Origin of the sequence: Chryseobacterium sp. Leaf404 (assembly GCF_001424145.1) — a bacterium.
Lineage (GTDB): Bacteria > Bacteroidota > Bacteroidia > Flavobacteriales > Weeksellaceae > Chryseobacterium.
Genome location: NZ_LMQM01000010.1, coordinates 261673 through 287624 on the forward strand (window position 1 = coordinate 261673; position 25952 = coordinate 287624).

The 25952-nt window shown below is 35.9% G+C and carries 30 protein-coding genes and 1 pseudogene; 14 read left to right on the forward strand and 17 right to left on the reverse strand.

What is annotated here, in order from left to right; translation table 11 throughout:
• Position 1 precedes the first annotated feature (1 nt).
• Both ASG31_RS06960 and ASG31_RS06965 read right to left on the reverse strand, forming a co-directional pair.
• Positions 2–913 (reverse strand): TssN family type VI secretion system protein, encoded by a 912-nt coding sequence (locus ASG31_RS06960; protein ID WP_056029762.1) that lies wholly within the window; start codon positions 911–913, stop codon positions 2–4.
• A gap of 58 nt (positions 914–971) precedes the next feature.
• Positions 972–1913 (reverse strand): type VI secretion system baseplate subunit TssG, encoded by a 942-nt coding sequence (locus ASG31_RS06965; protein ID WP_056029765.1) that lies wholly within the window; start codon positions 1911–1913, stop codon positions 972–974.
• A 172-nt stretch (positions 1914–2085) separates the two neighbouring features.
• Between ASG31_RS06965 and ASG31_RS06970 the strand changes: the two genes are divergently transcribed.
• The 4 genes from ASG31_RS06970 (at position 2086) to ASG31_RS06985 (ending at position 6430) form a co-directional block, all read left to right on the forward strand.
• Positions 2086–2877 carry a S1/P1 nuclease gene (locus ASG31_RS06970; protein ID WP_056029768.1) on the forward strand — a complete coding sequence of 264 codons (792 nt, stop codon included), beginning with the start codon at positions 2086–2088 and terminating at the stop codon, positions 2875–2877.
• A 692-nt stretch (positions 2878–3569) separates the two neighbouring features.
• The gene (locus tag ASG31_RS06975; protein WP_034757900.1) at positions 3570–4436 is read left to right on the forward strand and encodes an RNA polymerase sigma factor RpoD/SigA; all 867 of its coding nucleotides are present in this window, start codon (positions 3570–3572) and stop codon (positions 4434–4436) included.
• 203 nt (positions 4437–4639) lie between these two features.
• Positions 4640–5233, forward strand: a complete 594-nt coding sequence (locus ASG31_RS06980) for a hypothetical protein (protein ID WP_056029771.1) — start codon at positions 4640–4642, stop codon at positions 5231–5233.
• 78 nt (positions 5234–5311) lie between these two features.
• Positions 5312–6430 carry an FAD-dependent monooxygenase gene (locus ASG31_RS06985; RefSeq protein ID WP_056029775.1) on the forward strand — a complete coding sequence of 373 codons (1119 nt, stop codon included), beginning with the start codon at positions 5312–5314 and terminating at the stop codon, positions 6428–6430.
• Between the two features lie 146 nt (positions 6431–6576).
• Here the strand turns inward: ASG31_RS06985 and ASG31_RS06990 are convergent, their stop codons facing one another.
• A complete protein-coding gene (locus ASG31_RS06990) occupies positions 6577–7635 on the reverse strand; it encodes a M28 family metallopeptidase (RefSeq protein WP_056029778.1) in 1059 nt (352 codons plus the stop codon).
• A gap of 79 nt (positions 7636–7714) precedes the next feature.
• Here ASG31_RS06990 and ASG31_RS06995 point away from each other — a divergent pair, with 79 nt between their 5' ends.
• The gene (locus ASG31_RS06995) at positions 7715–8854 is read left to right on the forward strand and encodes an aminotransferase class I/II-fold pyridoxal phosphate-dependent enzyme (RefSeq protein ID WP_056029781.1); all 1140 of its coding nucleotides are present in this window, start codon (positions 7715–7717) and stop codon (positions 8852–8854) included.
• A gap of 7 nt (positions 8855–8861) precedes the next feature.
• Here ASG31_RS06995 and ASG31_RS07000 read toward each other — a convergent pair whose 3' ends face one another.
• From ASG31_RS07000 to ASG31_RS07025, 6 genes are all read right to left on the reverse strand, one after another.
• Positions 8862–9140, reverse strand: a complete 279-nt coding sequence (locus tag ASG31_RS07000) for a Txe/YoeB family addiction module toxin (protein WP_056029783.1) — start codon at positions 9138–9140, stop codon at positions 8862–8864.
• A complete protein-coding gene (locus ASG31_RS18635; protein ID WP_056029786.1) occupies positions 9137–9355 on the reverse strand; it encodes a DUF2683 family protein in 219 nt (72 codons plus the stop codon). The genes ASG31_RS07000 and ASG31_RS18635 overlap by 4 nt, the downstream gene beginning before the upstream one ends.
• Before the next feature lie 127 nt (positions 9356–9482).
• Entirely contained in the window at positions 9483–10094 is a 612-nt protein-coding gene (locus tag ASG31_RS07010) for an inorganic pyrophosphatase (RefSeq protein ID WP_056029789.1), read from the reverse strand.
• A 25-nt stretch (positions 10095–10119) separates the two neighbouring features.
• Positions 10120–10632 (reverse strand): hypothetical protein, encoded by a 513-nt coding sequence (locus tag ASG31_RS07015; RefSeq protein WP_056029792.1) that lies wholly within the window; start codon positions 10630–10632, stop codon positions 10120–10122.
• Between the two features lie 84 nt (positions 10633–10716).
• Complete coding sequence (locus ASG31_RS07020; RefSeq protein WP_056029794.1) at positions 10717–11310, reverse strand: nucleosidase; 594 nt, start codon at positions 11308–11310, stop codon at positions 10717–10719.
• Positions 11311–11367: 57 nt separating this feature from the next.
• Positions 11368–12060, reverse strand: a complete 693-nt coding sequence (locus ASG31_RS07025) for a DsbA family protein (RefSeq protein ID WP_056029797.1) — start codon at positions 12058–12060, stop codon at positions 11368–11370.
• Between the two features lie 213 nt (positions 12061–12273).
• Here ASG31_RS07025 and ASG31_RS07030 point away from each other — a divergent pair, with 213 nt between their 5' ends.
• Entirely contained in the window at positions 12274–13137 is an 864-nt protein-coding gene (locus ASG31_RS07030) for a GLPGLI family protein (protein ID WP_082504500.1), read from the forward strand.
• Between the two features lie 430 nt (positions 13138–13567).
• Here ASG31_RS07030 and ASG31_RS07035 read toward each other — a convergent pair whose 3' ends face one another.
• From ASG31_RS07035 to ASG31_RS07045, 3 genes are read right to left on the reverse strand one after another with little or no spacing between them, the layout of a single operon-like run.
• The gene (locus tag ASG31_RS07035; protein WP_056029803.1) at positions 13568–14254 is read right to left on the reverse strand and encodes a Bax inhibitor-1 family protein; all 687 of its coding nucleotides are present in this window, start codon (positions 14252–14254) and stop codon (positions 13568–13570) included.
• 24 nt (positions 14255–14278) lie between these two features.
• On the reverse strand, positions 14279–14728 hold the full coding sequence (locus tag ASG31_RS07040; protein ID WP_056029806.1) for a hypothetical protein: 450 nt from the start codon (positions 14726–14728) through the stop codon (positions 14279–14281).
• 37 nt (positions 14729–14765) lie between these two features.
• Positions 14766–15800, reverse strand: a complete 1035-nt coding sequence (locus tag ASG31_RS07045; protein WP_056029810.1) for an acyl-CoA reductase — start codon at positions 15798–15800, stop codon at positions 14766–14768.
• Positions 15801–15857: 57 nt separating this feature from the next.
• On the opposite strand from ASG31_RS07045, the gene ASG31_RS07050 reads away from it, so the two are divergent.
• The 5 genes from ASG31_RS07050 (at position 15858) to ASG31_RS07070 (ending at position 21159) form a co-directional block, all read left to right on the forward strand.
• Complete coding sequence (locus ASG31_RS07050; protein WP_056029813.1) at positions 15858–16208, forward strand: 4Fe-4S dicluster domain-containing protein; 351 nt, start codon at positions 15858–15860, stop codon at positions 16206–16208.
• 111 nt (positions 16209–16319) lie between these two features.
• Positions 16320–17384, forward strand: coding sequence for a 3-phosphoserine/phosphohydroxythreonine transaminase (gene serC / locus ASG31_RS07055; RefSeq protein ID WP_056029816.1), 1065 nt, complete (start codon positions 16320–16322; stop codon positions 17382–17384).
• 109 nt (positions 17385–17493) lie between these two features.
• A complete protein-coding gene (locus ASG31_RS07060; RefSeq protein WP_056031338.1) occupies positions 17494–18459 on the forward strand; it encodes a D-2-hydroxyacid dehydrogenase in 966 nt (321 codons plus the stop codon).
• A gap of 3 nt (positions 18460–18462) precedes the next feature.
• Complete coding sequence (locus ASG31_RS07065; protein ID WP_056029819.1) at positions 18463–19707, forward strand: DUF1015 domain-containing protein; 1245 nt, start codon at positions 18463–18465, stop codon at positions 19705–19707.
• Positions 19708–19761: 54 nt separating this feature from the next.
• A complete protein-coding gene (locus ASG31_RS07070) occupies positions 19762–21159 on the forward strand; it encodes a M28 family peptidase (RefSeq protein ID WP_056029822.1) in 1398 nt (465 codons plus the stop codon).
• Positions 21160–21206: 47 nt separating this feature from the next.
• Here the strand turns inward: ASG31_RS07070 and ASG31_RS07075 are convergent, their stop codons facing one another.
• The 5 genes and pseudogenes from ASG31_RS07075 to ASG31_RS07090 form a co-directional block, all read right to left on the reverse strand.
• Positions 21207–21464: a hypothetical protein gene (locus ASG31_RS07075; RefSeq protein ID WP_056029825.1), complete on the reverse strand. Its 258-nt coding sequence runs from the start codon at positions 21462–21464 to the stop codon at positions 21207–21209.
• Between the two features lie 380 nt (positions 21465–21844).
• A pseudogene (locus ASG31_RS18870) lies at positions 21845–22549 on the reverse strand (aldose epimerase family protein).
• Positions 22550–22596: 47 nt separating this feature from the next.
• Positions 22597–22692 (reverse strand): hypothetical protein, encoded by a 96-nt coding sequence (locus tag ASG31_RS19175; RefSeq protein WP_117585828.1) that lies wholly within the window; start codon positions 22690–22692, stop codon positions 22597–22599.
• Positions 22693–22874: 182 nt separating this feature from the next.
• A complete protein-coding gene (locus ASG31_RS07085) occupies positions 22875–23072 on the reverse strand; it encodes a hypothetical protein (RefSeq protein ID WP_056029831.1) in 198 nt (65 codons plus the stop codon).
• Between the two features lie 67 nt (positions 23073–23139).
• On the reverse strand, positions 23140–24300 hold the full coding sequence (locus ASG31_RS07090) for a MalY/PatB family protein (protein ID WP_056031341.1): 1161 nt from the start codon (positions 24298–24300) through the stop codon (positions 23140–23142).
• Positions 24301–24691: 391 nt separating this feature from the next.
• Here ASG31_RS07090 and ASG31_RS18725 point away from each other — a divergent pair, with 391 nt between their 5' ends.
• From ASG31_RS18725 to ASG31_RS07110, 3 genes are read left to right on the forward strand one after another with little or no spacing between them, the layout of a single operon-like run.
• Positions 24692–24931: a GAF domain-containing protein gene (locus ASG31_RS18725; protein ID WP_056029837.1), complete on the forward strand. Its 240-nt coding sequence runs from the start codon at positions 24692–24694 to the stop codon at positions 24929–24931.
• 18 nt (positions 24932–24949) lie between these two features.
• The gene (locus ASG31_RS07105; protein WP_056029839.1) at positions 24950–25174 is read left to right on the forward strand and encodes a hypothetical protein; all 225 of its coding nucleotides are present in this window, start codon (positions 24950–24952) and stop codon (positions 25172–25174) included.
• Positions 25149–25862, forward strand: coding sequence for a sensor histidine kinase (locus ASG31_RS07110; protein WP_056029842.1), 714 nt, complete (start codon positions 25149–25151; stop codon positions 25860–25862). The genes ASG31_RS07105 and ASG31_RS07110 overlap by 26 nt, the downstream gene beginning before the upstream one ends.
• The last annotated feature ends 90 nt before the right edge of the window (positions 25863–25952 follow it).

Genomic DNA, 25952 nt, shown 5'->3' on the forward strand with positions numbered 1-25952 from the left:
ATTAATATTTTGTGTTGTTATTTAGCTTGCCTTCTTCCTGATGCTGTATTACTCTTTTACAGATGATCACATCATTTTCTCTGATGCCGTTTGTGCTGATGTCATTTTCAAAATCAATATATTTTCTGAAACTGAAAAATGATTTTTTAATGTAAAATATCCAGTAGTAAGACTCTTTCGAGGCATTTGTAAGATGTATTACAGATCCGGGATTTTTATGATTGTAATCATCTACAACCCTGTAAAACCAGTCACCAAAATGTATGCCTGTAGGAAGTGTTTTGGCTTTAATTCTGAACCTGTTGCTTTCTTCAAGATTTTTGCTCAATTCTACATTCAGAACCATAAGGCGGTCAAAATCCACGCCGTCAAAATCTGGTAGTTTTTGGTCCGGACTGTAATGCCAGGTTCTGTAAATATCCACCGGAATACTGATCAGCTGTACAAAGCAATAATAAAATACCAGCGGAACAAAAAAAGTAATCAAACTTGTAGCCGCCATTACCGGATATCCCGTGTCTTTACTCACCCATCTGAAAAGCATCACAAAAAGATATCCTCCCGCCAAAGTACACGTTACAGACAGAATACTTTCAAAAAGGATAATAAAGGTATTTGATTTTAAATATTTTCTGAAAAAACGGTGCAGAAGATTCACATGAAGAATCCCCAAAAGGAGATAAAATAATTGTGAAACTAAATATCCGTAAGGATTAAATGTGTTTCCTGCATAGCCTAAAAATCCGGGAAGCGCCAGACAGAGACTGCACAGAAGAATGTAAATAATAACAGTGCGTATTTTTATAGCAGGCTTATTGCGTGTAATAATACCCAGAATAAACATCATGATAACCGCAATGAGCGGCAGAAGAATGTAGCGTAGAAATATACCTTTTACTGAAGAAACATCCATAATTTCCTTTCAAATTAAAGTTTGTGTATTGTTGGTCTTGTAAATATAGTAAATAAATTCAGAGAAATGTAGAATATCCCAGCCTGGTCTGGTTTTCTTCTTCTTCGTCCAGAACAAATGAAAACCGCTCTTTTGCTGTGACAAAATTTTCTTTGATATCTGTATTCAGAGGAAGACAATATTCATAAAAAGCAGTAAGAGTTTTTTTGAAACGGCTGCCTTCCACAAAATCTTTCATTCTGCTGTAAGGAATTGGGCCAATGTTTACTACCCAGTTTCTTTCGCCGTCGAAATGTCTTCCGCTGGGAATATAATCTAAGCCCAAACGGGAATTTCCTAGAAAAACAGAACTGCTCTCCTCCTCTATTTTCTCTAAAATCCTTGCCTTAAAAGTCACTTCAACGGGAATTTCAAGAAAAGCACTCAGACACTGCTCAAAAAGCTTTTTGTCGCCTCTTATTTTATGCAGAAACGGTAGAATGTAGACAAAAATACAGGCAGAATCCCGATCCAGAAGTTTAATAAGCGGCCAAAGCTCGCTGAATGTTTTGATGAGTGAATCTGTCTGGCTTGCAAGATCAAATTCCTGTTCTTTCAGCAATCCTGAAATTTCTGTAAAAAAAACTTCCAGTTCAAATGGGCGGAAAAATTTTCGTGCATCATCTTCAACTTTTTTCTGACGGCGGATTTCTTTCACCACACTGTCTACATTATTTCTTGAGGCGTTGAGGGATGGCGGATGGAAAATTCCTTCAGGTAAATAGTCGTAAATACCTTCTCTGTAGGTTTTTATGTTGTAAATTTCTTCTTCGAAACCAAGAAACTGTTTCGTAATGCTTTTAATATCTTTCAGGTAAGCTCTGTCATTAATGCCCAGACGTTCTACAAAAACCAGGGATAAGGCTTTGTGGTATTTCATCAGATTTACGGCAACGGTTTCAGCCCTGAAGTCGGTCTGCAACTTGTTGTACTGCATGTCTGGAATGCCGTGTTCATACATTTTATAGTTGGGTTTGGTATCGTAAAGATAAGATAAGTTCTAAATTTAAAAAATGTTTAGATTATTTTTTTTCTAAATTTTTTCAAATAATTAATCTTACTGTGAATTTTTATTCATGCGGTGATTATTAATTTGATGAACATTATCTTTGCAGTCTGAAAATAATTAAGAAATGAAAAGTATTTATTCTAAAGTTTTGCTTTTGGCATTCGTTGCAAGTTCGGTCTATTCGTATGCATGGGGATTGACGGGGCACAGAGTGATTGCAGAGATTGCAGAAAACCATCTTTCGGGGAAGGCGAAGAGAGAGCTCAGAAAAATGTTGGGCAAAGAAAGAATGGCGTATTGGGCAAACTGGCCGGATTTTATCAAGTCTGATACCACCGGAGCATGGAAGCAGGCTTCGGCATGGCATTATGTAAACATCGATCCGAAAACAGATTTTACAGCATTTGAAAAAGATCTGAAAGCTCAGGCAGGGGCAAATCTTTATTCTCAGATTAAAGTATTATCAAGCCAGATTAAAGATCAAAAAACGTCTGAAAAAGACAGAAAAATTGCTTTGATCTTTCTGATTCACATGATGGGAGATTTGGCTCAGCCGATGCACACGGGGAGATCTGAAGATTTGGGAGGAAACAAAATCAACGTTACTTATTTTGGAGAAAAATCCAATCTGCATTCTGTTTGGGACGGTAAACTGGTGGATTCTCAAAAATACAGCTACACAGAATACGCCAGACTTCTGGATATTAAAACAAACGATGAAGTAAAAGAGATTCAATCCGGAACATTGGAAAACTGGCTGTACGATTCTCATCAGATTGCCAATAAAATCTATGCTCAAACGCCGAATGATTCTAAACTTTCTTATGATTATCAGTATAAATTTAATGATATTATGGAAAGACAGCTTCTTTACGGAGGGCTGAGACTGGCGAAACTGCTGAATGATCTTTTTTAAAATTGAATTGTCAATTGTCAATGGTAAATTTTGAAAGTCAGTTTTGATTTTCCTTTAAATATGGAGCGGAACTTTGGTTTCGCTTTTTTTTGTTTTTAAACTTTATTACCTATTTTGTCATGTTGAAATTTTTAGGTTCAACTGAGTCAAAGCATTTACATATGTATCTGAAAAATAGTAGAAAGATCCGAGCTTAGGTCCTTTCAGGATGACAAACTGCGTGAATATTTTTTGAATTTTGAATTTTGAAAGGCAATTTAATCTTATCTTAAACATAGAGCGGAACTTTGGTTTCGCTTTTTTTTCCTCAGCTCGAGTGTTTTTCGGAATGAAATGGAGAAAAATGTATCGAGAGCTATGAAGTTTCTTTTTGACATTTATGAAATTTCTTAAAATGTGATCATGTCACTAGCCCCGATGGAAACGGCATCCTTTTGTGATGAGGAACGAAGAGCAAAAGATATAGTGGACAGCGGGAATCAGCTCCTAAAAAAACAAACGAAAAAGCTGAAGCATCTCCTTAATAGCCAACATTCAGGATAATAAGGCTTCGGAATGTGCGAAGTGGAATAATTTACAACTTATTTTGCTACTGAGATTCAATAGTGTAAAATATTTTTGTAACTGGTGTAACCTTTGTAATGTTTTGAGCGTATAATATAATAGCAACTCTATTTTTGAGCATAAAATAAATGAGACAACTAAAAATAACCAAGCAGGTTACCAACAGGGAAACCGCTTCATTAGACAAGTATTTGCAGGAAATTGGTAAAGTGGAACTGATTACAGCAGACGAAGAAGTAGATTTGGCACAAAAAATCCGCGCCGGCGACAGAGTGGCACTGGAAAAACTGATTAAAGCCAACCTTCGTTTCGTAGTTTCTGTATCTAAACAATACCAAAACCAAGGACTCTCTCTTCCCGATCTGATCAACGAAGGGAATTTAGGATTAATGAAAGCTGCAAAAAGATATGACGAGACCAGAGGTTTCAAATTTATCTCTTATGCGGTTTGGTGGATCCGTCAGTCGATTTTACAGGCTTTGGCAGAGCAGTCTAGAATTGTAAGATTGCCATTGAACAAAATCGGTTCGATCAACAAAATCAACAAAGCGTACGCACACCTTGAGCAGGAAAACGAAAGACCACCTTCTCCGGAAGAGCTGGCTGAAGTTTTGGATATGAGCGAGGAAGACATCAAAGAATCAATGAAAAACTCCGGAAGACACCTGTCTATGGATGCACCATTGGTAGAAGGTGAAGATTCTAACTTATACGACGTATTGCGTTCAGGAGAATCACCAAGTCCGGATAAGGATTTGATGCTTGAATCTCTTCAGATCGAAATCGAAAGAGCTTTGAATACTCTGACGCCGAGAGAGGCTGATTTGGTAAGACTGTATTTCGGGTTGAACGGAAAACATCCGATGACTTTGGAAGAAATCGGTGAAACTTTTGATCTTACGAGAGAAAGAGTCCGTCAGATTAAAGAAAAAGCAATCAAAAGACTGAAACACAATACCAGAAGTAAGATTTTGAAGTCTTATTTAGGTAAATAATTTTAGTTTTTATAACTATTAAAGCGGAGTCTGAATTTTTCAGGCTCCGTTTTTTTTGTAACATTTTTTGAAGTTTGTTCAACTAATCTTGATATATTGAAGTCTCGCGCAGATTTGTAGAATTTTGCAGATTTAAATTTTGTAATTTGTTTAATATGAAAGATCTACGAGAAAATTATTAAATGAATCTTAAAATATAAATCATGAAAAAATTACTTGTTTCAACTGCCCTTTTTTTATTAGTAATTTCCTGTTCCGAAAAACCTGAAAATAAACCTTTAGAAAATAATGTTGTAGATAATGTAGAATCATCATCTTCCATTTCTTTGAAACGTTCTCGTGGAAATGGTAATTTGGTTTTGGACATATATTCTGAGTTACTTAAAAATGATAAAAATTTGCAGGAATTAGAGCAGAAAATTGAGAATATTAATAAAGAAACTAACATTGTAATTTCTGAATACGAAAATATAATCAACAAATCTGACAGTTATTATAATGACGCAGAACAGCTTACCAGATCGATTACAGATTCTTTGGTAAAGAAAGAAATTGAGAGAGATATAAAGTTCAGTTCTGAAAGATATGATTTAAAAACAAAGAAAATCAAAGATTTAATTGTACAAATTAATAAGAATACAAGCATTATTCAAGATCAACATACAATTTTTAAAATCAGAAAAACACTTCCGGAAATCGAAAAATATCAAAATGCTCATCCTTTAAAAACGGATAGTTTAGATAATTTTATCAATAAACAAAATCAGTTGCTGAACGAATTGAGAAATTTAAAATAATTTTTTGCCACGAATGCACAAATTTTTATAAATTATTCGTGCATTCGTGGCATCTAAACAAAGAATGAAAATTATTAAATGAATCAGACCTCAATCATCGGAGCCGGAATTGGTGGCCTAACTTTAGGAAATATCTTAAAGCAACACAATCTTGATTTTACCATTTACGAATCAGCTCCTGAAATAAAACCAGTCGGAGCCGGAATTATGATGGCTGTAAATGCGATGCAGATTTTTGAGAAATTAGGTTTAAAAGAAAAAATTGAAAATGCCGGAAACAAAATTCATGGAATTTCGATTACCGATGAAAAGCTAAAAACCATTTCTACCACGAATGTTCTGGCTTTGGAAAAGAAATTTAATTCCTGCAATGTTGCGATTCACAGGGCAGAACTTCAGAATATTTTAGCGGAGAATTTAGGCTTTGAAAATATCAAATTAAATCATTCTTTAAAACAGATCTCAAGCAAAGAAAATTATCACATAGAATTTGAAAACGGAAATAAAATTGAAAGCAAGATCGTTTTCGGAGCAGATGGAATTCATTCAAAAATTCGCAATCAGATTTTCAAAACAGGAAATATCAGAAATGCTGCACAAAAATGTTGGCGCGGATTAACCACTTTTGAACTTCCAGAAAAATACAGTCATCATGCTTTGGAAATCTGGGGAAAAGGAAAACGTTTCGGTTTTGTGAAGCTTTCGGGAAATCTGGTGTATTGGTATACTTTGGTAAATGACAATAAGTTTAAAGTAAACCATAATCTCACTGAAGAATTTAAAGACTTCGATCCGATAGTTTTGCAAATTCTTGAATCAACAAGACCTGAAAATGTAATTCTAAACGACATTATCGACCTCACTCCTATTCCAAAATGGTATGCTGAAAATCTCTGTCTGATTGGCGATGCATCTCACGCCACGACCCCGAATATGGGACAGGGAGCCTGCCAGTCGGTGGAAGATGCTTATGTGATTGGAAAACTTTTAGAAAAAAGTCAAGATTTTAATTTGATTTTTGCTGAATTTCAGAAAATCAGAAGAAAAAAGGTCGATTACATTGTCAAAAACAGCTGGACAATTGGAAAAATTTCGCAGTGGGAGAAAGGTAATTCTCTCCGAAATTTCCTGATGCGTTCTATGCCTGAAAGTTTAAATCAGAAAATGATTGAGAAAATTCTGACATTGGGGCTGTAATTATAAACAAAAAAGTCTGCAAAAATATTTCGCAAACTTTTTTGTTTTGAACTTTCAAGAGATTGTAAATCTCACGCAGATTTGGCAAATTGTGCAGTTTAATTTCAAAAAGAATCTGCGTAGTTTCTCAAATCAACATGAAAATATTATTTTTTATCAACCACAATTCTGTCATTTCTGTTCGCCAGTTCCCAAGCTGTAGCAAAGACAAGCTGAGTTCTTTTTTGCAATAAAGGAAAATCAATCTTTTCAACATCATCGGTTGGTTTGTGATAATCTTCGTGAATTCCATCAAAGAAAAATGCTACCGGAATATTGTTTTTTGCAAAATTATAATGGTCTGATCTGTAATACAATCTTTCTGTATCTGCAGGATCGTCGTATTTGTAATTTAATTCAAGGTTGTTGGTATTTTTATTTGCCGCCTCAGTGATCACTTTCAACTGTGAGCTCAGCATTTCTGAACCTATAACATAAACGTACTGTTTGCCACGATTCTCAGGGTCATCACGACCGATCATGTCAATATTTAAATCTGCAACCGTGTTCGCTAAAGGAAAAACAGGATTGTCTGTATAAAATTCAGATCCGAAAAGTCCGTGCTCCTCTCCTGTCACGTGAAGAAATAAAATAGATCGTTTTGGGCCATGTCCTGCTTTTTTCGCCTCATTAAAGGCTTTTGCAATTTCCATTACGGCAACAGTTCCGCTTCCGTCGTCGTCTGCACCGTTGTACACTACTCCATTTCTGCTTCCAACATGATCATAATGTCCCGAAATCACGATAATTTCTTCAGGTTTTTCACTTCCTTCGATGAAGGCTAAAATATTTTCAGAATCAGGAAGACTTCCGCCACCACGCTTTGCCATGTAGGCTGCAGGAACCTTCTGATAAAATGATCCAAGTGCTTTTGGGAAAGATATTCCGTTTTGCTTATAGAAATTAATCATGTATTCGCCGGCTTTCTTCTGTCCTTTGCTTCCGGTATCACGGCCTTCCATCTCATCCGAAGCAATCACTGTAAGATTTTTTTTAAGGCTTTCTAAACTGATACTCTGATATGCCGTTTTATAAGCTTTGCCTTCTTTTCCACTAGGTGTACTTACAGAAGCAGTTGCGGAATCAGTTTTTACTGCAGTAGAATTTGTACTGCCACAAGAGGAAAGAACAACCGCTGAAAAAAGCGGCAAGAGAATTTTATTCATGTAAAATATTTGTCTAAAATTAAGAAAAATATCTAAAATCTTATACAACTTAAGTTTTTTTATATATTTGATTGAAACTATGGAAACAAATTTACAATTTACTGATTATTCGTTTTTTACGGAGATGTCGCTTCTCGCTAAGCAAAATCAAAGCTACGACCTGTCTTTGGGCTTGCCCGATTTTGAGGTGGATGAAAGACTCAGATTTTATTTAAAAGAATCTGCCGACAGCATTTCACACAGCTATGAATCTCTTGCCGGAAACCCTTTATTGATCGATAAAATTGTTGAATTTAATGCTTCCAGACAAAATCCTGTATTGATTTCGAAAGAGGAAGTGAATATTGTTCCCTGCTCTACTTTTGCCCTGTACACATCCTTAAAGTCAATTTTAAATTTGGGGGACGAAGTTATTATTATTCAGCCTTCTTACTACACTTATGCTCCTTCAATCGTGATTAACGGCGGTGTTCCTGTTTTTTATGAAGTGGAAGATGATTTCAGTATTTCCTGGGAAAAATTAAAGTTTTGCATTAGTGAAAAAACAAAAGCAATTATCGTCAACACACCTCAAAATCCTACCGGAAAAATTTGGGATAAAGAAGATTGGCAAAATCTCTATGACTTAATTAAAGAAAGAAATATTTACGTGATTTCTGAAGAAATTTATGATATTTACTGTTATGATGAGCATTCACACTACAGCGCTTTTTTACATCCGGAATTACGAAAAAGAACTTTCAGCATCTTTTCATTCGGGAAAATGTTTCATTCTACAGGTTGGAAGGTGAGTTATCTTTTGGCTGCGCCAGATTTGTTGCAAGCTTTCAGAAATCATCAGCAATATATTTCTTACAGCACCAATGCGCCCTGTCAGTATGCGATTGCAAAATACCTCGATGTTTTTGATCCTGAAGTTAACCGAAAAATCATGCAGAATAAAAGAGATGTTTTTTGTGAAATGATTGCCGAAACTCCGTTTATTTTAAGTCAGAAATCTCAAGGAGGATTTTTTCAGACTGTTAATTTCAGAAATATTTCCAAAACAATGACTGATGTGGAGTTTTCAAAATGGCTTACGGTGGAGAAAAAAGTTTCATGTTTACCTTTGTCTGCGTTTTACCAGAATAGGCAGGATTCAGATTTTATACGGTTTAGTTTTGTGAAAAAAGATGAGATTATTATTGATGCGATGAAGCATTTAAAATTAAATCTTTAAAAATAATTTATTTATCATCGTAGTGTCCCCAAAGTAAAAGAATGAGAACAACTACCTTCTCATTTTCAATTCTATAAATCAATCTGTGTTTTCCTGAAATTCTTCTGGACCATGTTGCCTTTGAATAATATTTTAGCTTTTCAGGTTTGCCGGTTCCCGACTCGGGGTGTTCTCTTAATTCGTCAAAAATCTTATTAATTTTTAGTAATATTTTTTTATCTCCCGATTTTTTATGTTTTTCAATATCGGAAAATGCCAATTCTGTCAGTTCCAATTCAAAACTCATAGACCTAAAATTTCTTTCTGTTTGTCTTTTGAGAGAATATTGGTTTTTCCTTCGTTTGACTGCTGTATCGACTTATCAATCTTGGTATAGAATTCTTCTTCGGTCATAGTGGTATCGTCCTCTCCTATCTCAAATCTGACTTTTAATTCTTCCAATAAAGATTTTAACAGAGATTTCTGCTTTTCATCCTTTGGGTATACAATTATACTTTCCATTTCATAATTAATTGATTAATACAAATATAAAGGTTTAGAATTAAATATAATTAAGGAATTTTACAGATAATAACTTTCACAAAAAAAGCAGACAAAAATTGCCTGCTTTAATATTTAATATCAGAGATTAACCTGCGTATTTATCATTGTAATCTTCCATTGAAGCGTTTATAACTTCTTTTGCAGCTACAGCTCCGTACACCTTATCAATTCTGCATTTCGCAGGTTCGTTTGGTAAGTTTTTGTAGGTTAAAAAATAGTGCATCAATCTGTTCACTTCAGCTTCCGGAAGTTCAGAAATATCTGTGAAATGACCAAAAGCATGATCTCCCAATAAAACTGCTACAATTTTATCATCAGCTTCGCCGCCGTCGATCATTTTAAAACCACCGATTGGTCTTGCCTCCATCAGAATCCCTCCTGAACTGAAATTGTGAGAACTTAAAACACAAATATCCAAAGGATCGTGATCGCCCATTGTAACGTCTGTAGAACCGCTTTCAACAGCAAGTTTCATTACTCTTTGGTCACAGTACGTCTGTGGAACAAAACCGTAAAGCGCAGGGATGATATTTGAAAATTTCTGAGGTCTGTCTACTTTCATGAAACCTGTTTCTTTGTCGATTTCGTATTTAATAGTATCTGAAGGAACGATTTCTACAAAAACATTTACGGTTTCAGGTGCATTTTCCCCTGCAGAAATTCCATGCCAAGGGTGTGCAGTAAATTTTTGAGTCATTATTATAAATTTATTATTTTTTAGTTTATGCAATAAGTATGATTTCTTTTCTGAGATCTTCGATGGTATCGGCGATGTAGTCGTTATCGCCCATGAAATTCATCAGAAAAACAGTTTTATAGTCGCTTAATGAGGCATTGTTGTTTATGCCGTCGTATGTTTTGTGGAGAAGCTCTATCACAGCATTTTTAGAATCAACAATATTCTTCCATGAATTTTTTGTGATGTAAAGCTGCTGAGAAGCATTATATTCAAATTCTTCTGTGATAGATTTTTCTGTAAGGAAGATAAATTCGTGTATCGCCAAATCTTTATCAAATTTCTGGATGAGATTGGAAGGTTTTATTCTTTCCAGAAAAAGAGTCATTCTTTCGTAAGAATGTGCTTTGTTTTCTGAATTTGATTTTATGCTCAACATCTGTAATTCCTTATTCTTAAGGTTGATGTAAGTGTACACAAACTGCCTCAGCAAAACCAAAAACGGAATGGCTATTATGAGTGCAAAAGCGTATGGTAAATATTCTAAAAGTTCATTCATAATTTGAGGGTACAAAATTACGATATTTTCTCTTAAAAATGAGTAATTGATTTATTTGCCCCGAAAGATCAGTTGAATTAAGATTTAAAGCAGTTCTTCCCTGAATAAAATATTCTTAAAAGCTTCCGCAGCAAGATGTACCTGCACAGCCCAATCGTCGGCGGCATCGCTGTTGGCATCATCAGAAATGTATTTTAGAGATATAAAAGGAATTTTTTCCTGCCACGCAATCAAAGCGAGTGAATAGGCTTCCATATCAATGACGTTGTATTCTGTGTTGATGTGATTGGTCTCAAAACTGTCGCCGGTTCCGCAGATTCCGATTGGAAGATTCTCGATTTCGATACCATTTTCAAGAATTATTGGAATATTGGAAAGCGGTGTTTCAAATTTTTTAAAACCAAGTCCCTGCACATCCATATCGCGCTGGATAAACTTTGTACAGCAAACCACATCTCCTTTTTTAAAACCAAAACCGCCCGCAGAACCGAGATTTACAATCAGTTTCGGTCGTTTTTCGTAGATGGCTTTCGTGAGATTGATGGCAGCTGTCACTTTCCCAATTCCTGTGATGAGTTTTCGGGTATGATTAAACATTTCTTTGGCTTCGAATTCCAGTGCGAAAACAAAAAGTATATCTTCTAAAGGATAATGATGGTTTTTATTAAATTGAATCATGTTAGGTTGAGGCAGAGGCTAAGGTTAAGTAGATGTGAATTTTTTTTAAAAATTTATTCAAATTTCACAGCCGTCTTCTCCACAGGAAGCATCATTATTGTTGCTCAGAGTGACTGTGTTTTCGTTGTAGGCCTGCGTAATTGCTTCCTTAAAAGTTTCGACAGGCTGTGCTCCCGAAACGCCATATTTTTGGTCTATTACAAAAAAGGGAACACCGGAAATCCCGAGTTGGGAAGCTTCGATGATTTCATGTTTTACTTCAAGATCGATTTCTTTGCTGGAAAGCGCCTTAGTAATTTCTTCAGGATTTAAACCTAATTTTTCTCCCAAACCCATCAGTATTTTCTCATTGCCAATATTTTTTGCTTCAAGAAAATGAGCTTTAAATAACTCTTCTTCCATTTCAGCACCTAAATTATTTTTTTTAGCTAAATGAATAAGCTTATGCGCTGGAAAGGTATTGGTAATAATGGCATTTTTAAAATCGAAGTCAATTCCAACAGATTTTCCCATTTCGGTAACCTGAGCGGTCATCTGTTTTGCCTGAGCTTCAGGAAAGCCCTTCTTCTCTCTGAAATATTCTGCAGTTGTATTAGCTACGCCTGTTTCAAGACTTGGATCAAGCTGAAAACTTTTCCATTCTACATCAATTTGATCTTTAAACGGAAGTTCAGCCAAAGCATTTTCAAAATTCTTTTTTCCGATATAGCAAAACGGACACATCACATCTGACCAGATTTCAATCTTCATTTATTTAAATTTTTTAAACGGTAAAGATAAAAATAATGTCGTTGAAAATACTGGCTTTGTAAATGACTTTAATGCTGTTTTGTTAATTTTATACATGTTTTTCTAAATATTTTAACGTAAAGGTTAAAATATGTTATTTTTTCATTATCCCGTGATTTTAATAGAGATTAATTTTTACTTTTATTCCCAGTTAAAGTGATTTAAAAAATATTTATGAAAATAATTTCTACTGCAGTTTTTTGTCTCATGACGGGAATGCTCTCGGCACAGTCTACACAATTTATCTACGAATATAAATTTAAACCAGATTCCCTCAACAGAGAAAAAGTTACCGTTGAAAACATGGTTCTTGAAACGAGAAGTGCCGGTTCCAGATTTTTGAGCCAGAAAAAGATTGCAGAAGATTCTATTTTATATGAAAGTGTAAAGCAGATGAATGGCGGCGGCGGAAAACCTATTGATCTTACACAAATACGGCAGCCTTCTGTAAGAACTGAAATCACAAAAAAATATCCTTCTTATGAGACCGTTTATAAAATTTCGCCAGGTTCTCTACCCCTTGCTGTAACTATTTCTAAAAAACCGGAGTGGCAGATTTCTCATGAGAAATCTGAAGTTTTAGGCTATAAAGTACAGAGAGCGACCACAAAGTTTGCCGGCAGAGAGTGGGTTGCCTGGTTTGCTCCGGAATTGCCTATTCAGGACGGTCCGCAACAGTTTTATGGGCTTCCGGGACTTATTGTAAAAATTAATGATTCTAAAAATGATCACAGCTTTGTTTTAATTGGAACCAAAAAATTTTCTTCGGATGAACCTGAAAAAAAATCAAGAATGGCGGGAAGAGAAATAGAATTAGACGAAGAGAAATTTGAAAAATACTGGCAGGATTACAAAAAAGATCCTGTAAAAGATATGCGGCAAACCATCTTGTCTACCTCTGGTGCTGTGGTTACATCAATGACTTTTAACGGAAAAAGCTATTCGCAGGAAGAGATGATAAGAGATACTGAAAAAGCCAGAAAAGAAAGTCTTAAAAATGAAAACAATTACTTAAACCTTGAATTATATAAACCTTAAAAATCCTTAATTATGATGAATGAAAAACTATTTTTGGGAGGTGTAATGATTACTGTTTCAACTTTAATTTTTGCATAGGAAACAGACAAAAATAAATTTCAGTTTAAAGGCGATTCTGTACATGTCAACACACAGAAAAATCTTATAACTTACAAAGGAAATGTTTCTTTTAAGTCTGAATATTTCATTTGCGAAGCTGAAAAGACCATTTGTGATACTGAAAAAAATGAAATTACCATTTACAAGCCGAAAAATTTAATGTTGATTAAAGTCGAAAAAATAGAAAAGTAGCGGGAGAAAGAGACCTTATTGTCTTTAATACCAAAACCAAAAAACTTACATTTTAAGATAATTTTCTTTATAAATTCCTATTCAAAAAGAAACAGCCACTGAAAATCAGCGGCTGTTTTATTGTTTTTAAAGTTGTTTACTAACTTCTTCTGCTCATCAAAATACTTAAAATATACCAGAACAAAAGCATAATCGAAGCGAAAAGCTGTAAAGCTGCTCCAACGTATTGATCTGTTGCATAAGCATCTTTCAGTTTGCTGGTTTGGTAAAGAATCGTTGCAGAAGCCAGAACCACCATACCCACAGAGAACCATAGACCAAGATTAAAACCGAAAAGCATCCCTCCAACAATCAACCCCAAAGCGATGAATCCTCCGATGGTGATAATATTTCTAAGGAATGAGAAATCTCTTTTTGATGTGAAAGCGATTGCCGAAATTCCTGCAAACATTGCTACTGTAAGTGTTGCAGCCTGAAAAATTACCTCTCCTCCCGTATATAGCATTGCGAGGTAAATCATTGGTAAGAAAATCACTGCTTCAAGAATAACATAAAATGCCAAACCAAAATACTGAGTAGATCTGTTCAGTGAAAGCGACCATTTGGTAGCTAAAAATGAAGCCAGCCAAAATACTCCGATGATTAAAAGCCAGAGATAACGCTGGGCAAACATTGCCAAAATCATCTGTTCCGGAACAACATTCAGCAATACCGTTTCGACACCAATAAATGCTAAAATTGCCAAAGCAACGTGCGTGTAAGTTTTTCGGTAAAAATCGCCTCTCTCGATGTCTGTAGAATGCGATACTAAAACATTCGTGTTCATAATTATATAATATCTGTTTAAATTTTATTGTCTGAATTCAGGTTTTATACCTAAAATTTTTCCGTTCTCTTCGAAGATTGCCGTCACGAGATCTGCCGGCGGTACAGATTTGTCATCTACAAATTTATACTGAATCGCAGGATATGTCTCATTGTTGATAATCGTCTGATAACCGCTTTTGTAAACTTCCATTCTTCTGTCGAAACTAATGCCTCCGGACAGTTTTTTAATATGGTCGTCGGTAACTATTTCCTTCACTTTATCTGAAAGTAAAGACGAAATTTTTGTTTTATCTGAATTTTTCATCGCTGACACAAAGCTTTGAAAATTAGAATCATACAGTTTTATCTTATCTTTTGAAAGTTCAGATTTCAGATCTGTTTTTTTGCTTTCAACCACCCTGATTCCTCCTGTCATCTGGGACAAAAAGAGTTGTGATAAAATCAATGCCGAAAAGAGAATCAGCTTTTTCATATTCTGGATTTTGGTAGGATGAAGATACAAAAAATTATCAGATTACTGAGAGAAATTCCATTGTGTCTACATTATCTGCATACGTGTCTAAACTCGGATTCTGAGCTTCACCAAAAGCAACTGCATTTTCAAAACCTTCAGCTTTAGAAACTACGCATTGAATGCTTTCTTCGTTTTCAGCAATAAAATTTTTCACTTCGTCCGGATTTTCATATCTGCTGAAATGAATCACAGAAAGCGGACTGAATAGCTTTTCATCTTCTTTCAGCATTACAAAATTATTGTCCCAGAATTTATCCTGATTCAGAAGGTAAACCGCCCTGTTGTAATCATAATTGTTGGCGTATTTGTTGTGATTGATGATTTCTTTAAAATCAATAAAACTCTCAAAAATTCTGTCGATTAAAAAATCTTTCGGTACAAAAAGTCGGGTAACATTTCTGCATCCCAAACCAAAATACTGGAAAATATCTTTTGCTAATAGCTTCAATTCTTCCTCGGTTTCATTCCCTGAAATTACGGCAACAGAAGTTCTGTTTTTACGGATAATGGAATGGTGTTTTTTGAAATAATACTCAAGATAACGTGCTGTATTATTGCTTCCTGTAGCAATCACTGCATCAAAATCTTCAAGTCTCTCCACAATTTCATACTGAAGATTCCCATTGGAAATTTCTTTCCATTTTCTAAGCAAAAAAGGAAGCATTGATTTGTCTTTGGAAGATAATTTAATAACAGGAATATGATTGCTCAGAATCACCGAAATTACATCATGAAATCCCACCATCGGAATATTTCCGGCGAGAATAAGCCCTACTCTTTTCTGAATTTTATTTTCAGGATATTTACTCAGCCACTGCTCAATTAGGGAATGATTTAAAACAGAAACCCACTGTTCCAAAGCTAATTTTTGATTTTCCTGAGTAAACCACGGATTTTCAATTTCAGATTTTCGAAGTATTTGCTCGAATTCTAAATCATTTTCATTAAATTTACCAGAATCTTTTGATAAATATGCTTTTATCCAGTCACTTAACTGGATAAGTTCTAAAACTCTCTGCTCAACATTCATAATTCGTTTCGTTTGGGAATATTTCGTAATTTTGTGCAAATTTAAAAAAAATTAGCGATGGCTATTAAAATAACTGATGAATGCATTAATTGCGGAGCCTGCGAACCGGAATGTCCGAACAATGCGATATATGAAGGAGCTGTAGACTGGAAAGCTTCCGAAGGAACAGAGCTTAGCGGAAGAATCACAATGTCTTCTGGTCTTACCATTGATGCAGATGCGCCGCAGGAACCTGTGAGTGACGATGTGTATTTTATTGTAACAGATAAATGTACAGAATGTAAGGGTTTCCACGAAGAACCGCAGTGTGCTGCTGTCTGTCCTGTAGACTGTTGTGTACCGGATGAAGATCACGTAGAAACAGAAGAAGCACTTCTTGACAAAAAAGCTTTCCTTCACGGTGAATAAAATATGCCGTCTCATCTGAAATGAGGCGGTTTTTTTTTATCTTTAAACTTTTAAAAATATAACTCTAATAAATAAACCGCAGCGTAGAAACTGCAAAAAACATTTGAAATTATGGGCAAAAAGCACAACTTCAGCGCAGGACCTTGTATCTTACCTCAGGAAGTCTTTCAGAAATCAGCGGAAGCAATTTTAGATTTTAACGGAATTGGTCTGTCTCTTCTTGAGATTTCCCACAGAAGTAAAGATTTTGTAGCTGTAATGGATGAAGCGCGTGCCATTGTAAAAAGATTAATGAATCTTGGTGATGATTATGAAGTGCTTTATTTGGGTGGCGGTGCGAGCTTACAGTTTGCAATGGTACCTTACAATATTCTGAAGGTTGGTGGTAAAGCTGCTTATCTCGATACGGGAGTTTGGGCTGCCGGAGCCATAAAAGAAGCTAAGAAAGTGGGAGAAGTTGATGTGGTGGGTTCTTCAAAAGAAGACAATTACTCTTACATTCCTAAAGATTACAAAGTAGGTTCAGAATACGATTATTTCCACTGTACATCAAACAATACGATCTATGGAACTCAGATTAAAGAATTTCCTGAAGTGGATACTTTAATGGTTTGCGACATGAGTTCTGATATTTTTTCAAGACAATTGGATTTTTCAAAATTTGATTTAATTTTTGCAGGAGCTCAGAAAAATATGGGCCCGGCCGGTGTTACTTTAGTAGTTATTAAAAAAGAAATCTTAGGCAAAACAGGAAGAGAAAATATGTTCTCAATTCTTGATTATTCTCAGCATATTTCTAAAGAATCGATGTACAATACACCTCCTGTATTTCCAGTTTACGCTACTTTGTTAACGTTACAGCATTTAGAAAACAATGGCGGAATCGCTGCTGCTGAAGAAAGAAATATTGCCAAAGCAAAACTATTGTACGATACTATTGACAATCATCCTTTATTTGAAACGTATTGTCGTGACGAAGACCGTTCTCTGATGAATGTTTCGTTTAAATTAATTGATGATTCTAAGAAAGACGAATTTGATGCAGCATGGAAATCTGCAGGCATCAGCGGGCTAAACGGTCACCGCAGTTTAGGGGGATATCGTGCAAGTATCTACAATGCCTTACCTCTTGAAAGCGTGCAGGTTTTGGTAGATGTGATGAATTCAATAAAATAACTTATATTAGACCACCCAAAATTGATCATAATTTAAGGTAAAATATCAGATATTAGCGGAGGGATTTTCTTCTATAATATCTGATGTTGAATAAAAATAAGAAATGAGCATGAAAATTTTAGCCAACGACGGGATTTCAAAAAGCGGAGAAACTGCTCTCAGGAACGCAGGTTTCGAATTTTTGGAGCATAAAGTTGCCCAGGATCACCTTGCTGATTTTATCAATGAAAACCAGGTAAACGTTCTTCTTGTAAGAAGTGCAACCAAGGTAAGAAAGGATATTATAGATGCATGCCCAAGTCTTAAAATTGTTGGCCGTGGCGGTATTGGGATGGATAATATTGATGTAGAACACGCCATCGAAAAAGGACTTTACGTAATCAATACTCCCACAGCTTCATCAAAATCTGTAGCGGAGCTGGTTTTTGGTCATTTCTTTTCACTTGCAAGGTTTCTTCATGAATCCAACAGGCTGATGCCGTTAGAAGGAGAAACGCATTTTGATGCGATGAAAAAATCTTTCAGTAAAGCTTACGAACTTTCGGGTAAAACTTTGGGAGTTATAGGCTTTGGAAGCATCGGGCAGGAAGTTTTGAAAATGGGAATTTCTTTGGGAATGAAAGTGAAAGTTTTAAGCCGAAAACCTAAAACCGAAGTTTTAAAACTCGATTTTTTCGACGGACAGAGTTTACATTTCGAAATTACATCAACTAACGATACTGATGAGTTTTTGAAAGATGCAGATTTTATAAGTATCAACACTCCAAAAACCACAGAATATATTATTGATGCTCCTCAGTTTGAAAAAATGAAAGACGGTGTATTTATTGTAAATACTGCCAGAGGCGGAGTTCTGAACGAAGCTGCCCTACTCGATTTTATCGAAAGCGGGAAAGTAGCAGGTGCAGCTCTGGACGTATTTGAAAATGAACCAAAACCGGAACTCATTCTGTTAATGAACCCAAATTTATCTTTATCTCCCCACATTGGCGGAAATACGATCGATGCCCAGGAGAAAATAGGAACTGAACTTGCTGAGCAGATCATAAAAATCAACAAAGAAATTATAAAATAAAATATGCCTGTTTTTAGACCATTCCGCGGAATAAGACCTCATAAAGATCATGAGTCTACCTTCCCTACGCATCCTTTAGACAATTTTACCCAGGCTCAGATTACAGAAAAGGCTCAAAAAGAGAATACATATATCAATATGATCAAGCCTTATGTAGTGAGCAAATCTAAAGACGTAGATCGGAATCTGAGGAAAATACGTACAACTTTTGAAGAGCTGCTGGAGGAAAATGTATTGATCCAAGACAGCTCTGCTTTCTATCTTTATGAGCAGATTTATCCAAACAAACAGATCTACAGAGGTTTGATGGGTCTGGCAAGCATCGAAGATTTCTGGAACGGAAAAATCAAAAGACACGAAAGTACCATCCCTCAGAAAAAAGAGAAACTCGCTCACTATTTGGATAAAGTGAATCTTCAGGCAGAACCCGTTTTATTAACCTATCAGTCGAGTCCCAAAATCGAGCTTCTGATGAATCATGAAGAAAAAAATGTCCCTATTTTTAATCATGTAGACACCATAGGAATCAGACATAAAATCTGGAGAATAGACAACCGTCTGAAACTTCAGCAGTTCAAAGAAGTGATTGATCAGATCGATTCTTTCTACATTGCTGACGGTCACCACAGAATTGGATCTACGGCATTGCACGCTCAGCGTTTAAAAGAAAAAAACAAAAGGCACACGGGAACAGAAGCTTATAATTTTGTTTACAGCTTTATCGTTTCTAACCAGTCTATCAAAATTCATGATTACAACCGTATTGTTTCGGATTTGAATGGTTTGTCAACAGAAGAGTTTTTAAGTAAACTTGATAAGTATTTTTTAATTCACGAAAAAGGCGAGACACCGTATTATCCGTCACAGAAATTCCATATTTCTATGTATTTGGACGGGAAATATTATTCTCTCCACGTAAAACATGACCTTCGTTCACAGGAAATGTCTCTTGATAATCTGGATCATCATCTTCTGGATAAATATATTTTCAATGATATTTTAGATATCAAAGATTCAGACAGTTCGGATAAGATTTCTTATGTGAAAGGAACGTCAAATATTCAGGGAATTAATGATTTAAAAGAAAAAGTAGATAAAGGCGAAGGTAAAGTAGGTTTCGGAGTATTTCCGGTAAGTTTTAATGATATGATTAAAATCTCTGATCTGAAACTGAGAATGCCGCCAAAATGCACTTTTATTGAACCAAAATTGGTTACAGCACTGTTAATGTACGATATGAAGCACTAATTTATTTATTTTTTAATTAAATTTATGCACTGAAAGAATTCGTGCAGTTTTAAAATGAAAAAAATTCTCATTATACTTCCACTCTTTTTGAGTGGATTTTTATTTTCGCAGAAGAAACCTGTAAAAAAAACCAAACCGGCTGCTGAAAAGTTTAATTATCATTCTGAATTTAAAAAAATATCAGATGAAATCATGTTGAACGGAACTGCCTACAGCAATCTTGGTGAACTTACCAAAGGCGTTGGCGCAAGGTTCAGCGGAACTGCAGGCTACACGAAAGCCGCAGACTGGGCAGAAAAAAATTTAAAAGAGGCAGGTGCAGAAAAAGTCTGGAGACAGGATGTAAAAGTTCCCGTATGGATTCGTGGCCGTGAATCTCTGCACATTAAAACATCAAACGGTGACTGGAAATCAATCAGAATGCTATCCTTCGGGAATTCTGAAGGAACGGGCGGTAAAGATCTTATTGCCGATCTGCTGATGATCAATGATGTAAAAGAATTAAACAAACTCACTTCTGCAGATGTAAAAGACAAAATTATATTTGTGAACTATCCAATGGATCAAACGTATGTAAATACTGTTGATGCCTACTTGAGTGCAGCTAAAAACAAACTGCTCGCAGCTTCTGTAATTGGTCAGAAAGGTGCAAAAGGTTTAATCATCAGATCTTTAACAACTGCGTTTGACGATGTTCCGCACGCTAAAATGATTGTCTATGAGCCGGATGACAAGGCAAGAATTCCCGCTGTAACCATTGGAGCAAGATCAGCAGATGAGCTTCAGACGCTACTTCTGAAGCAAAATGTAAAAGCCAGACTTAATATGTCTGCACAGTCTAAAGGTGAAACGGTGAATCAGAATATCATTGCAGAAATTCCCGGTAAAAAAGACGGCAAAATAATCTTAATCGGGGCTCAGCTGGATTCCTGGGACTTTGCGGAGGGTGCGCATGATGACGGTTCTGGTGTAGTGCAGTGCATTGAAGTTCTTCGCACTTTTAAGGCTTTAGGGTTGGAAAATAATCACACCATCCGCGTTGTGCTTTATGCAAACAGTGAAAACGGCGGTCAGGGCCGCGATATGTATGCGGCATATGTGAAGAAAAAAGAAGAAAGACATATCTTAGCTTTGGGCTCAGATTCAGGAGGATATTCGCCGCGAGGTTTCAGGCTTGATATGTCGCCCCAGCGAAGAAGACTCATTTTCGAATGGAAAAACTATTTTTTGCCATACGGGGTTTATGATTTTGATCAGACTGAAGCCATCCAGGATGTATTGCCTTTAAAAAAATTAGATATTCCGCTTGCGGAAATGGTGGTTGATACCCAAAGATATTTTGATTATCACCATTCTACAGAAGATACTTTTGATAAAGTCAACAGGCGGGAACTGCTTTTGGGCGCAGTGGTAATGAGTCAGTTGGTCTTTATGATTGATAAAAACTGGTAAAAAAAACGGTACTTTTCGGGTACCGTTTTTTGTTTTATGTGCTTCATTTAAACAAAATCGAAGCATTGGCTGTATTTGCTTTCCGAAATCTGAGTGATGAAGTGACCATATTGGGGAAATTTCACACCTCTCTCTTCTTCTATGCATAATATATTGTTTTCTTCATCGTAGTAAAGAGCAAAGTAGTCAAAACTCCCATTATCAATGGTTTCTAAAAAATTTTGGATTTCTTTAACATTAATACCGTTTACGGAAATGTCACCCAGCAGGTCGCCGGTCTCGGTCAGGAACTCGATCTTTTTCATATTTGTATTTTTTCGCTAAAATTAACAAAAATTTTACAATCAGCAAGAAAAAAATGACATTGTTCGTAACATTAAGTTTTAATGTAAAATCTTAAGATTTAGCCGACTAATGGCGCTGAAAACTGAACATTAGTAATGCTTTAAAAAATAATTTCAACCAAAATAAGAAATAATTAAATATAATATTCGTTATTATAAATCAAAAACAATATATTTTAAATAAAAATTAATATTTAAAGTGAAAATTTTAATTTCACATTATTCAGTTTAAGTTGCAGAAAATTTAAACACTGTTCTGCTGTAAAATTCATCATCTGGTTCTAAAATGTGGAAGGAAATGAATCCCGAATAGGTGAATCTGGAAAATGCTGTGTTTCCAGTCAACGCCCGGTGCGGTAAGAATTGCTGCCGCCGGTTTTGGTTTCAAATTTTCCGTCAAGGTAGTTTCCAGAATAAAACTGAATGCCAGGTTCGGAGGTGAAAATCTCAAGATTTCTGCCGCTTTCACGATGGCTTAGTTTTCCTGCACTCCGAAATCCGGAACCATTTAAAATCCAGCAGTGATCGTATCCTCTACCAAGTTTCAGCTGTTCATCGTCGTTTTCTATATCCCGCCCAATCTTTTTAGCACTGTTAAAATCAAATGGACCTCCTTTTACAGCAGATACTTTTCTGGTAGTAGTAGCAAATTTATCTACCGGCAAAAAATGATCAGCATGAAGGTGTAATTGATAATCTGTGATCTGTGATGAATGTTTTCCGGAAAGATTAAAATAAGAATGCTGAGTGAGGTTGATAATTGTAGGCCTGTCTGTTCTGGCAAAATATTCTACTTCTAAAGCGTTATTGTCTGTAAGGGTGTAAACTACTTTAACGGATAAATTTCCCGGGTATCCTTCCTCCCCGTCTTTGCTCACAAGATGTTAAACCAAAGATTTTTCTTTAATTTCGGCAGTCCAGACTTTATGGGCAAATCCTTCTTCTCCGCCGTGGATATGATTGTTGCCTTCATTTTTTGTCAATTGATATTCATGTCCGTTTATGCTGAAATTTCCATGTGAAATCCGGTTGGCATATCTTCCCACTACCGCGCCGTAGAATAGGTGTTTGAATTAAAATAGTCTTCCGGTACTTAAAAACCCAGAACCACATCATCAAAATTTCCGTGTCTGTCTGGAACGCGAATAGATGTGATAACCGCCCCAAAAGTGATGATCTCTACCTGCATCCCGCCTGCATTCTGAAGGATGAATTTTTCTACGGTCTCATTTTTTAAGTTCTGCCGAATGGCTCTCTGGTTATATTATTCATTCGGTCTACAGTGCTTGATCACTGCAATTTCTGCAAATCTTATGAATAAAACAAATAAGAAATTGTAAGAATAAAAAAAGCTCCGAAATGGAGCCTTTTTTATATATCTTTTGACAGTTTTGAGGTGTCAAAAACTGCGATTTTTTCTGTTGTCTTTTTTTCAATCATTCCATGAGGAGGTCTTGGTCTTTCCGGCCTCTTTGGTGGTTGAGGTCTTGGGGGTCTTGGAGGTGGATGGCATGCGGCCAACAGAAATGCCAGTGTAAAAACTGAATAGATTTTTGTGGAATTTTTCATGTCAAATGATTTTGATGTATTTATCTGTAATCAATCAAAATGCCAAATGCGTCTGAAACCTTCTCTCCTATAAAGAATTTACAAAATTTTCCAGTCTTCCCAGGCCATCCGTAAGAATTTTACGCGGGCAGGCGATATTGATTCTCATAAAACCATCCCCAGCCAGACCGTATCTGCTTCCTGCATTGAGTTTTAATTTCGCTTGATTTATGAGTTTCTCTTCCAGAACTGTCGATTGGAAAATCAGATTTTTGCAGTCCAGCCACATCAGGTAGGTGGATTGTGATTCTGTAACCTTTATCGCCGGGATTTTTACCTGAATATAGTTTTTTGCGAATTGATAATTATCATAAATATACTTTCTGACCTCAGACATCCACTCTTCACCGAAGTGATATGCTGCAACATAAGCTGCTGCGGAAAAAGGATTGATCCACTCTGTTTCCTGCTGTTGAAGGGTTTTTCTTACTTTTTCCAGATACTCTTCGCGATTTGAAATCATATAAGCTGCGGAAAGACCGGAGAGATTAAATGTCTTACAGGGCGAGCCCAAAGTAAACGAAATGAGATTGTAATCTTCAGCAATTGAGGCAAACGGAATATGTTTAAAACCTTCAAAAACCAAATCAGCATGGATTTCATCCGATATCACGATCACATTATTTCTGGAACAGATTTCAGCAATTTTCCTGAGATCCTCTACTTTCCAGACTTTTCCCACAGGATTGTGAGGATTACAAAACAGTAGGAATCTGGTGGAAGAATCTGAAGCTTTTGCCTCAAGGTCATCGAAATCAATGAAGTATGAGCTGTCTCTGTATATTAAATTATTACAGACAAGCCCGGCTCCGCTGTTTTGAACTGTTTCAAAAAAATGATCGTAAACGGGTGGCTGAAGAATTATTTTTTCATCTTCTCTCAGGTATATTCTGATAATCGCCGAAATTCCTAAAAGTACACCTGGGACTGGAAGTATTTTCTCTTCAGAAACGGCAATATCATACTGTTTCTGTAGCCAGCTGGAGGTAATTAATTTAAAATCATCAGAAATAAACTGATAACCCATCATCCCGGAAGCAGCCTTTTCGGAGATGGCATGCTGGATTTCCGGGGCAATTTTAAAATCCATATCTGCCACCCACATTGGAAGGATGTCATCATCAAAAGAATCCCATTTTACCGAGTCTGTATTTCGTCTTTCGATGATTTCGTCAAAATTATAATTCATATTTTTCTGATTTGGATTTAAAGATAAAAAAATCATCACAACAATGATGAATAAAAACTTTAATGATTTTCAGGTGACAGAATAAATATTTCTGCTTCAGGGTATTCTGTACATCAGCACCTGTAGATGTTTTTTCGTCTTTATTTTCTTTTTTTAACCTGCATTTCGCAATTGACGGGGCTTTCATTATTATTTGATAAGCAAAAACCTAACTTTAACCGCAATGATTTCCTGTAATGATTGAAAATACTTTTGGTATCAATATTATTCCCGATAAAGAGGAAGAAAGCTTTGAAGGAATTGCAGAGCTGGCAGCTCAGATTTTTAAGGTACCATAGCTCTTATTTCTCTGGTAGGTGCATAATCTGTATTTTTCAAAGCAAATTTTGGAATGGGAAACGTACAAAAGACCAATCGGGGAAAAAGCTTATGTGCTCTGGCTGTTCTTGATAAAAATGTAACCGTTTTTGAAGATGCTCTCAAAGAATCGTGTTTGCTTTCCAATCCCGATGTTACAGGAGATTTTGGGCTGAGATTTTATGCAGGTGCGCCTTTGATTTCCGATGACGGACATTTGATTGATACGCTCTGTATCATTGATGAAAAATCAAGAACATTTGATGATCATTAAACAAAAATTCTCGAACGATTGTCTACAACCGTGATGGATCAGATCGAACTGAGACTTTCGGCGCTTGAAACCATTGAAAAACTGGCTAAAATTAATGAAGAATCAAAAGATTATTACGAAAATGTAAATCTTGCCAATAAAAAACTGGAACAGAGCGAACTCCGGATGAAATCTTTTATCACCAAAGCACCCATCGCTTTCGGAATTTTAAGCGGTAATGAGCTTGACGGGCGTAACTTCTGACATCACCAAAAGAAAAAACTACGAGACACAGAAAGACGATTTTCTCAGTATCGCAAGTCACGAATTAAAAACTCCTATTAACAGCCTTAAGGCAAGCATTCAGCTGCTTGAAAGTCTCAAGAACAAACCTACTCACGAAAAAATTCCGAAACTGATTAAGCAGTCATCAAAAAGTATTGAGAAACTTACGTTTTTGGTAGATGATCTTCTGAATCTTAACCCTTTAAGCGGTGGAAAGATGGAACTGGTGAAGACAGAATTTACAGTTGCTGCAATGCTCAATTCCTGCTGTGAAGCTATCAGACTTTCCGGCAGTCATCATGTGACCATTAAAGGAGATATTGATGTTTCTGTGGTTGCAGATGAAGACAGCATTAATCAGGTGGTTGTCAACATTCTGAATAATGCGGTGAAATACGCTTCCCAGTCAAAAGAAATCTGCCTGAATATTGAAAAGTATGATCAGTATATTAAAATAGCGCAGGATTTCGTTGATGGGATTGATGAGGAGGTTCAGCCCTATCTTTTTGAAATATATTTCCGTGCAAATCAGGAAGAAAAGCATTACTCTGGCCTTGGTCTCGGGCTTTATATTTCTGCGGAAATTATTTCCCGGCACGGTGGCGAAATTGGCGTGACCATCAAAAAAGGAAACGGCAGCACATTTTGGTTTACCTTACCTCTGTAAATCTTAAAATTTTTTGAGAGTCTTTTTTAAAAAAAATTGAATGAGTGGAAGAAATAATTTGGGCAAAATTTAAAAATTTAATTTTAAAAA

Coding starts and splice junctions, on each gene's coding strand:
- ASG31_RS06970 (WP_056029768.1), top strand. CDS start 2,086: ATGAAAAGTATTTATTCTAAAGTTTTGCTTTTGGCATTCGTTGCAAGT.
- ASG31_RS07090 (WP_056031341.1), bottom strand. CDS start 24,300: ATGAATTATAATTTTGACGAAATCATCGAAAGACGAAATACAGACTCG.
- ASG31_RS07065 (WP_056029819.1), top strand. CDS start 18,463: ATGCCTGTTTTTAGACCATTCCGCGGAATAAGACCTCATAAAGATCAT.
- ASG31_RS07045 (WP_056029810.1), bottom strand. CDS start 15,800: ATGAATGTTGAGCAGAGAGTTTTAGAACTTATCCAGTTAAGTGACTGG.
- ASG31_RS18635 (WP_056029786.1), bottom strand. CDS start 9,355: ATGGAAAGTATAATTGTATACCCAAAGGATGAAAAGCAGAAATCTCTG.
- ASG31_RS06965 (WP_056029765.1), bottom strand. CDS start 1,913: ATGTATGAACACGGCATTCCAGACATGCAGTACAACAAGTTGCAGACC.
- ASG31_RS18725 (WP_056029837.1), top strand. CDS start 24,692: ATGGGAAACGTACAAAAGACCAATCGGGGAAAAAGCTTATGTGCTCTG.
- ASG31_RS07085 (WP_056029831.1), bottom strand. CDS start 23,072: ATGAAAAATTCCACAAAAATCTATTCAGTTTTTACACTGGCATTTCTG.
- ASG31_RS07075 (WP_056029825.1), bottom strand. CDS start 21,464: ATGAAAAAGATCGAGTTCCTGACCGAGACCGGCGACCTGCTGGGTGAC.
- ASG31_RS06985 (WP_056029775.1), top strand. CDS start 5,312: ATGAATCAGACCTCAATCATCGGAGCCGGAATTGGTGGCCTAACTTTA.
- ASG31_RS07110 (WP_056029842.1), top strand. CDS start 25,149: ATGAGCTTGACGGGCGTAACTTCTGACATCACCAAAAGAAAAAACTAC.
- ASG31_RS19175 (WP_117585828.1), bottom strand. CDS start 22,692: ATGCAGGTAGAGATCATCACTTTTGGGGCGGTTATCACATCTATTCGC.
- ASG31_RS06980 (WP_056029771.1), top strand. CDS start 4,640: ATGAAAAAATTACTTGTTTCAACTGCCCTTTTTTTATTAGTAATTTCC.
- ASG31_RS06990 (WP_056029778.1), bottom strand. CDS start 7,635: ATGAATAAAATTCTCTTGCCGCTTTTTTCAGCGGTTGTTCTTTCCTCT.
- ASG31_RS07025 (WP_056029797.1), bottom strand. CDS start 12,060: ATGAAGATTGAAATCTGGTCAGATGTGATGTGTCCGTTTTGCTATATC.
- ASG31_RS07010 (WP_056029789.1), bottom strand. CDS start 10,094: ATGACTCAAAAATTTACTGCACACCCTTGGCATGGAATTTCTGCAGGG.
- ASG31_RS07070 (WP_056029822.1), top strand. CDS start 19,762: ATGAAAAAAATTCTCATTATACTTCCACTCTTTTTGAGTGGATTTTTA.
- ASG31_RS07040 (WP_056029806.1), bottom strand. CDS start 14,728: ATGAAAAAGCTGATTCTCTTTTCGGCATTGATTTTATCACAACTCTTT.
- serC (WP_056029816.1), top strand. CDS start 16,320: ATGGGCAAAAAGCACAACTTCAGCGCAGGACCTTGTATCTTACCTCAG.
- ASG31_RS07050 (WP_056029813.1), top strand. CDS start 15,858: ATGGCTATTAAAATAACTGATGAATGCATTAATTGCGGAGCCTGCGAA.
- ASG31_RS07015 (WP_056029792.1), bottom strand. CDS start 10,632: ATGAATGAACTTTTAGAATATTTACCATACGCTTTTGCACTCATAATA.
- ASG31_RS07030 (WP_082504500.1), top strand. CDS start 12,274: ATGAAAATAATTTCTACTGCAGTTTTTTGTCTCATGACGGGAATGCTC.
- ASG31_RS07020 (WP_056029794.1), bottom strand. CDS start 11,310: ATGATTCAATTTAATAAAAACCATCATTATCCTTTAGAAGATATACTT.
- ASG31_RS06995 (WP_056029781.1), top strand. CDS start 7,715: ATGGAAACAAATTTACAATTTACTGATTATTCGTTTTTTACGGAGATG.
- ASG31_RS07035 (WP_056029803.1), bottom strand. CDS start 14,254: ATGAACACGAATGTTTTAGTATCGCATTCTACAGACATCGAGAGAGGC.
- ASG31_RS07060 (WP_056031338.1), top strand. CDS start 17,494: ATGAAAATTTTAGCCAACGACGGGATTTCAAAAAGCGGAGAAACTGCT.
- ASG31_RS06960 (WP_056029762.1), bottom strand. CDS start 913: ATGGATGTTTCTTCAGTAAAAGGTATATTTCTACGCTACATTCTTCTG.
- ASG31_RS06975 (WP_034757900.1), top strand. CDS start 3,570: ATGAGACAACTAAAAATAACCAAGCAGGTTACCAACAGGGAAACCGCT.
- ASG31_RS07000 (WP_056029783.1), bottom strand. CDS start 9,140: ATGAGTTTTGAATTGGAACTGACAGAATTGGCATTTTCCGATATTGAA.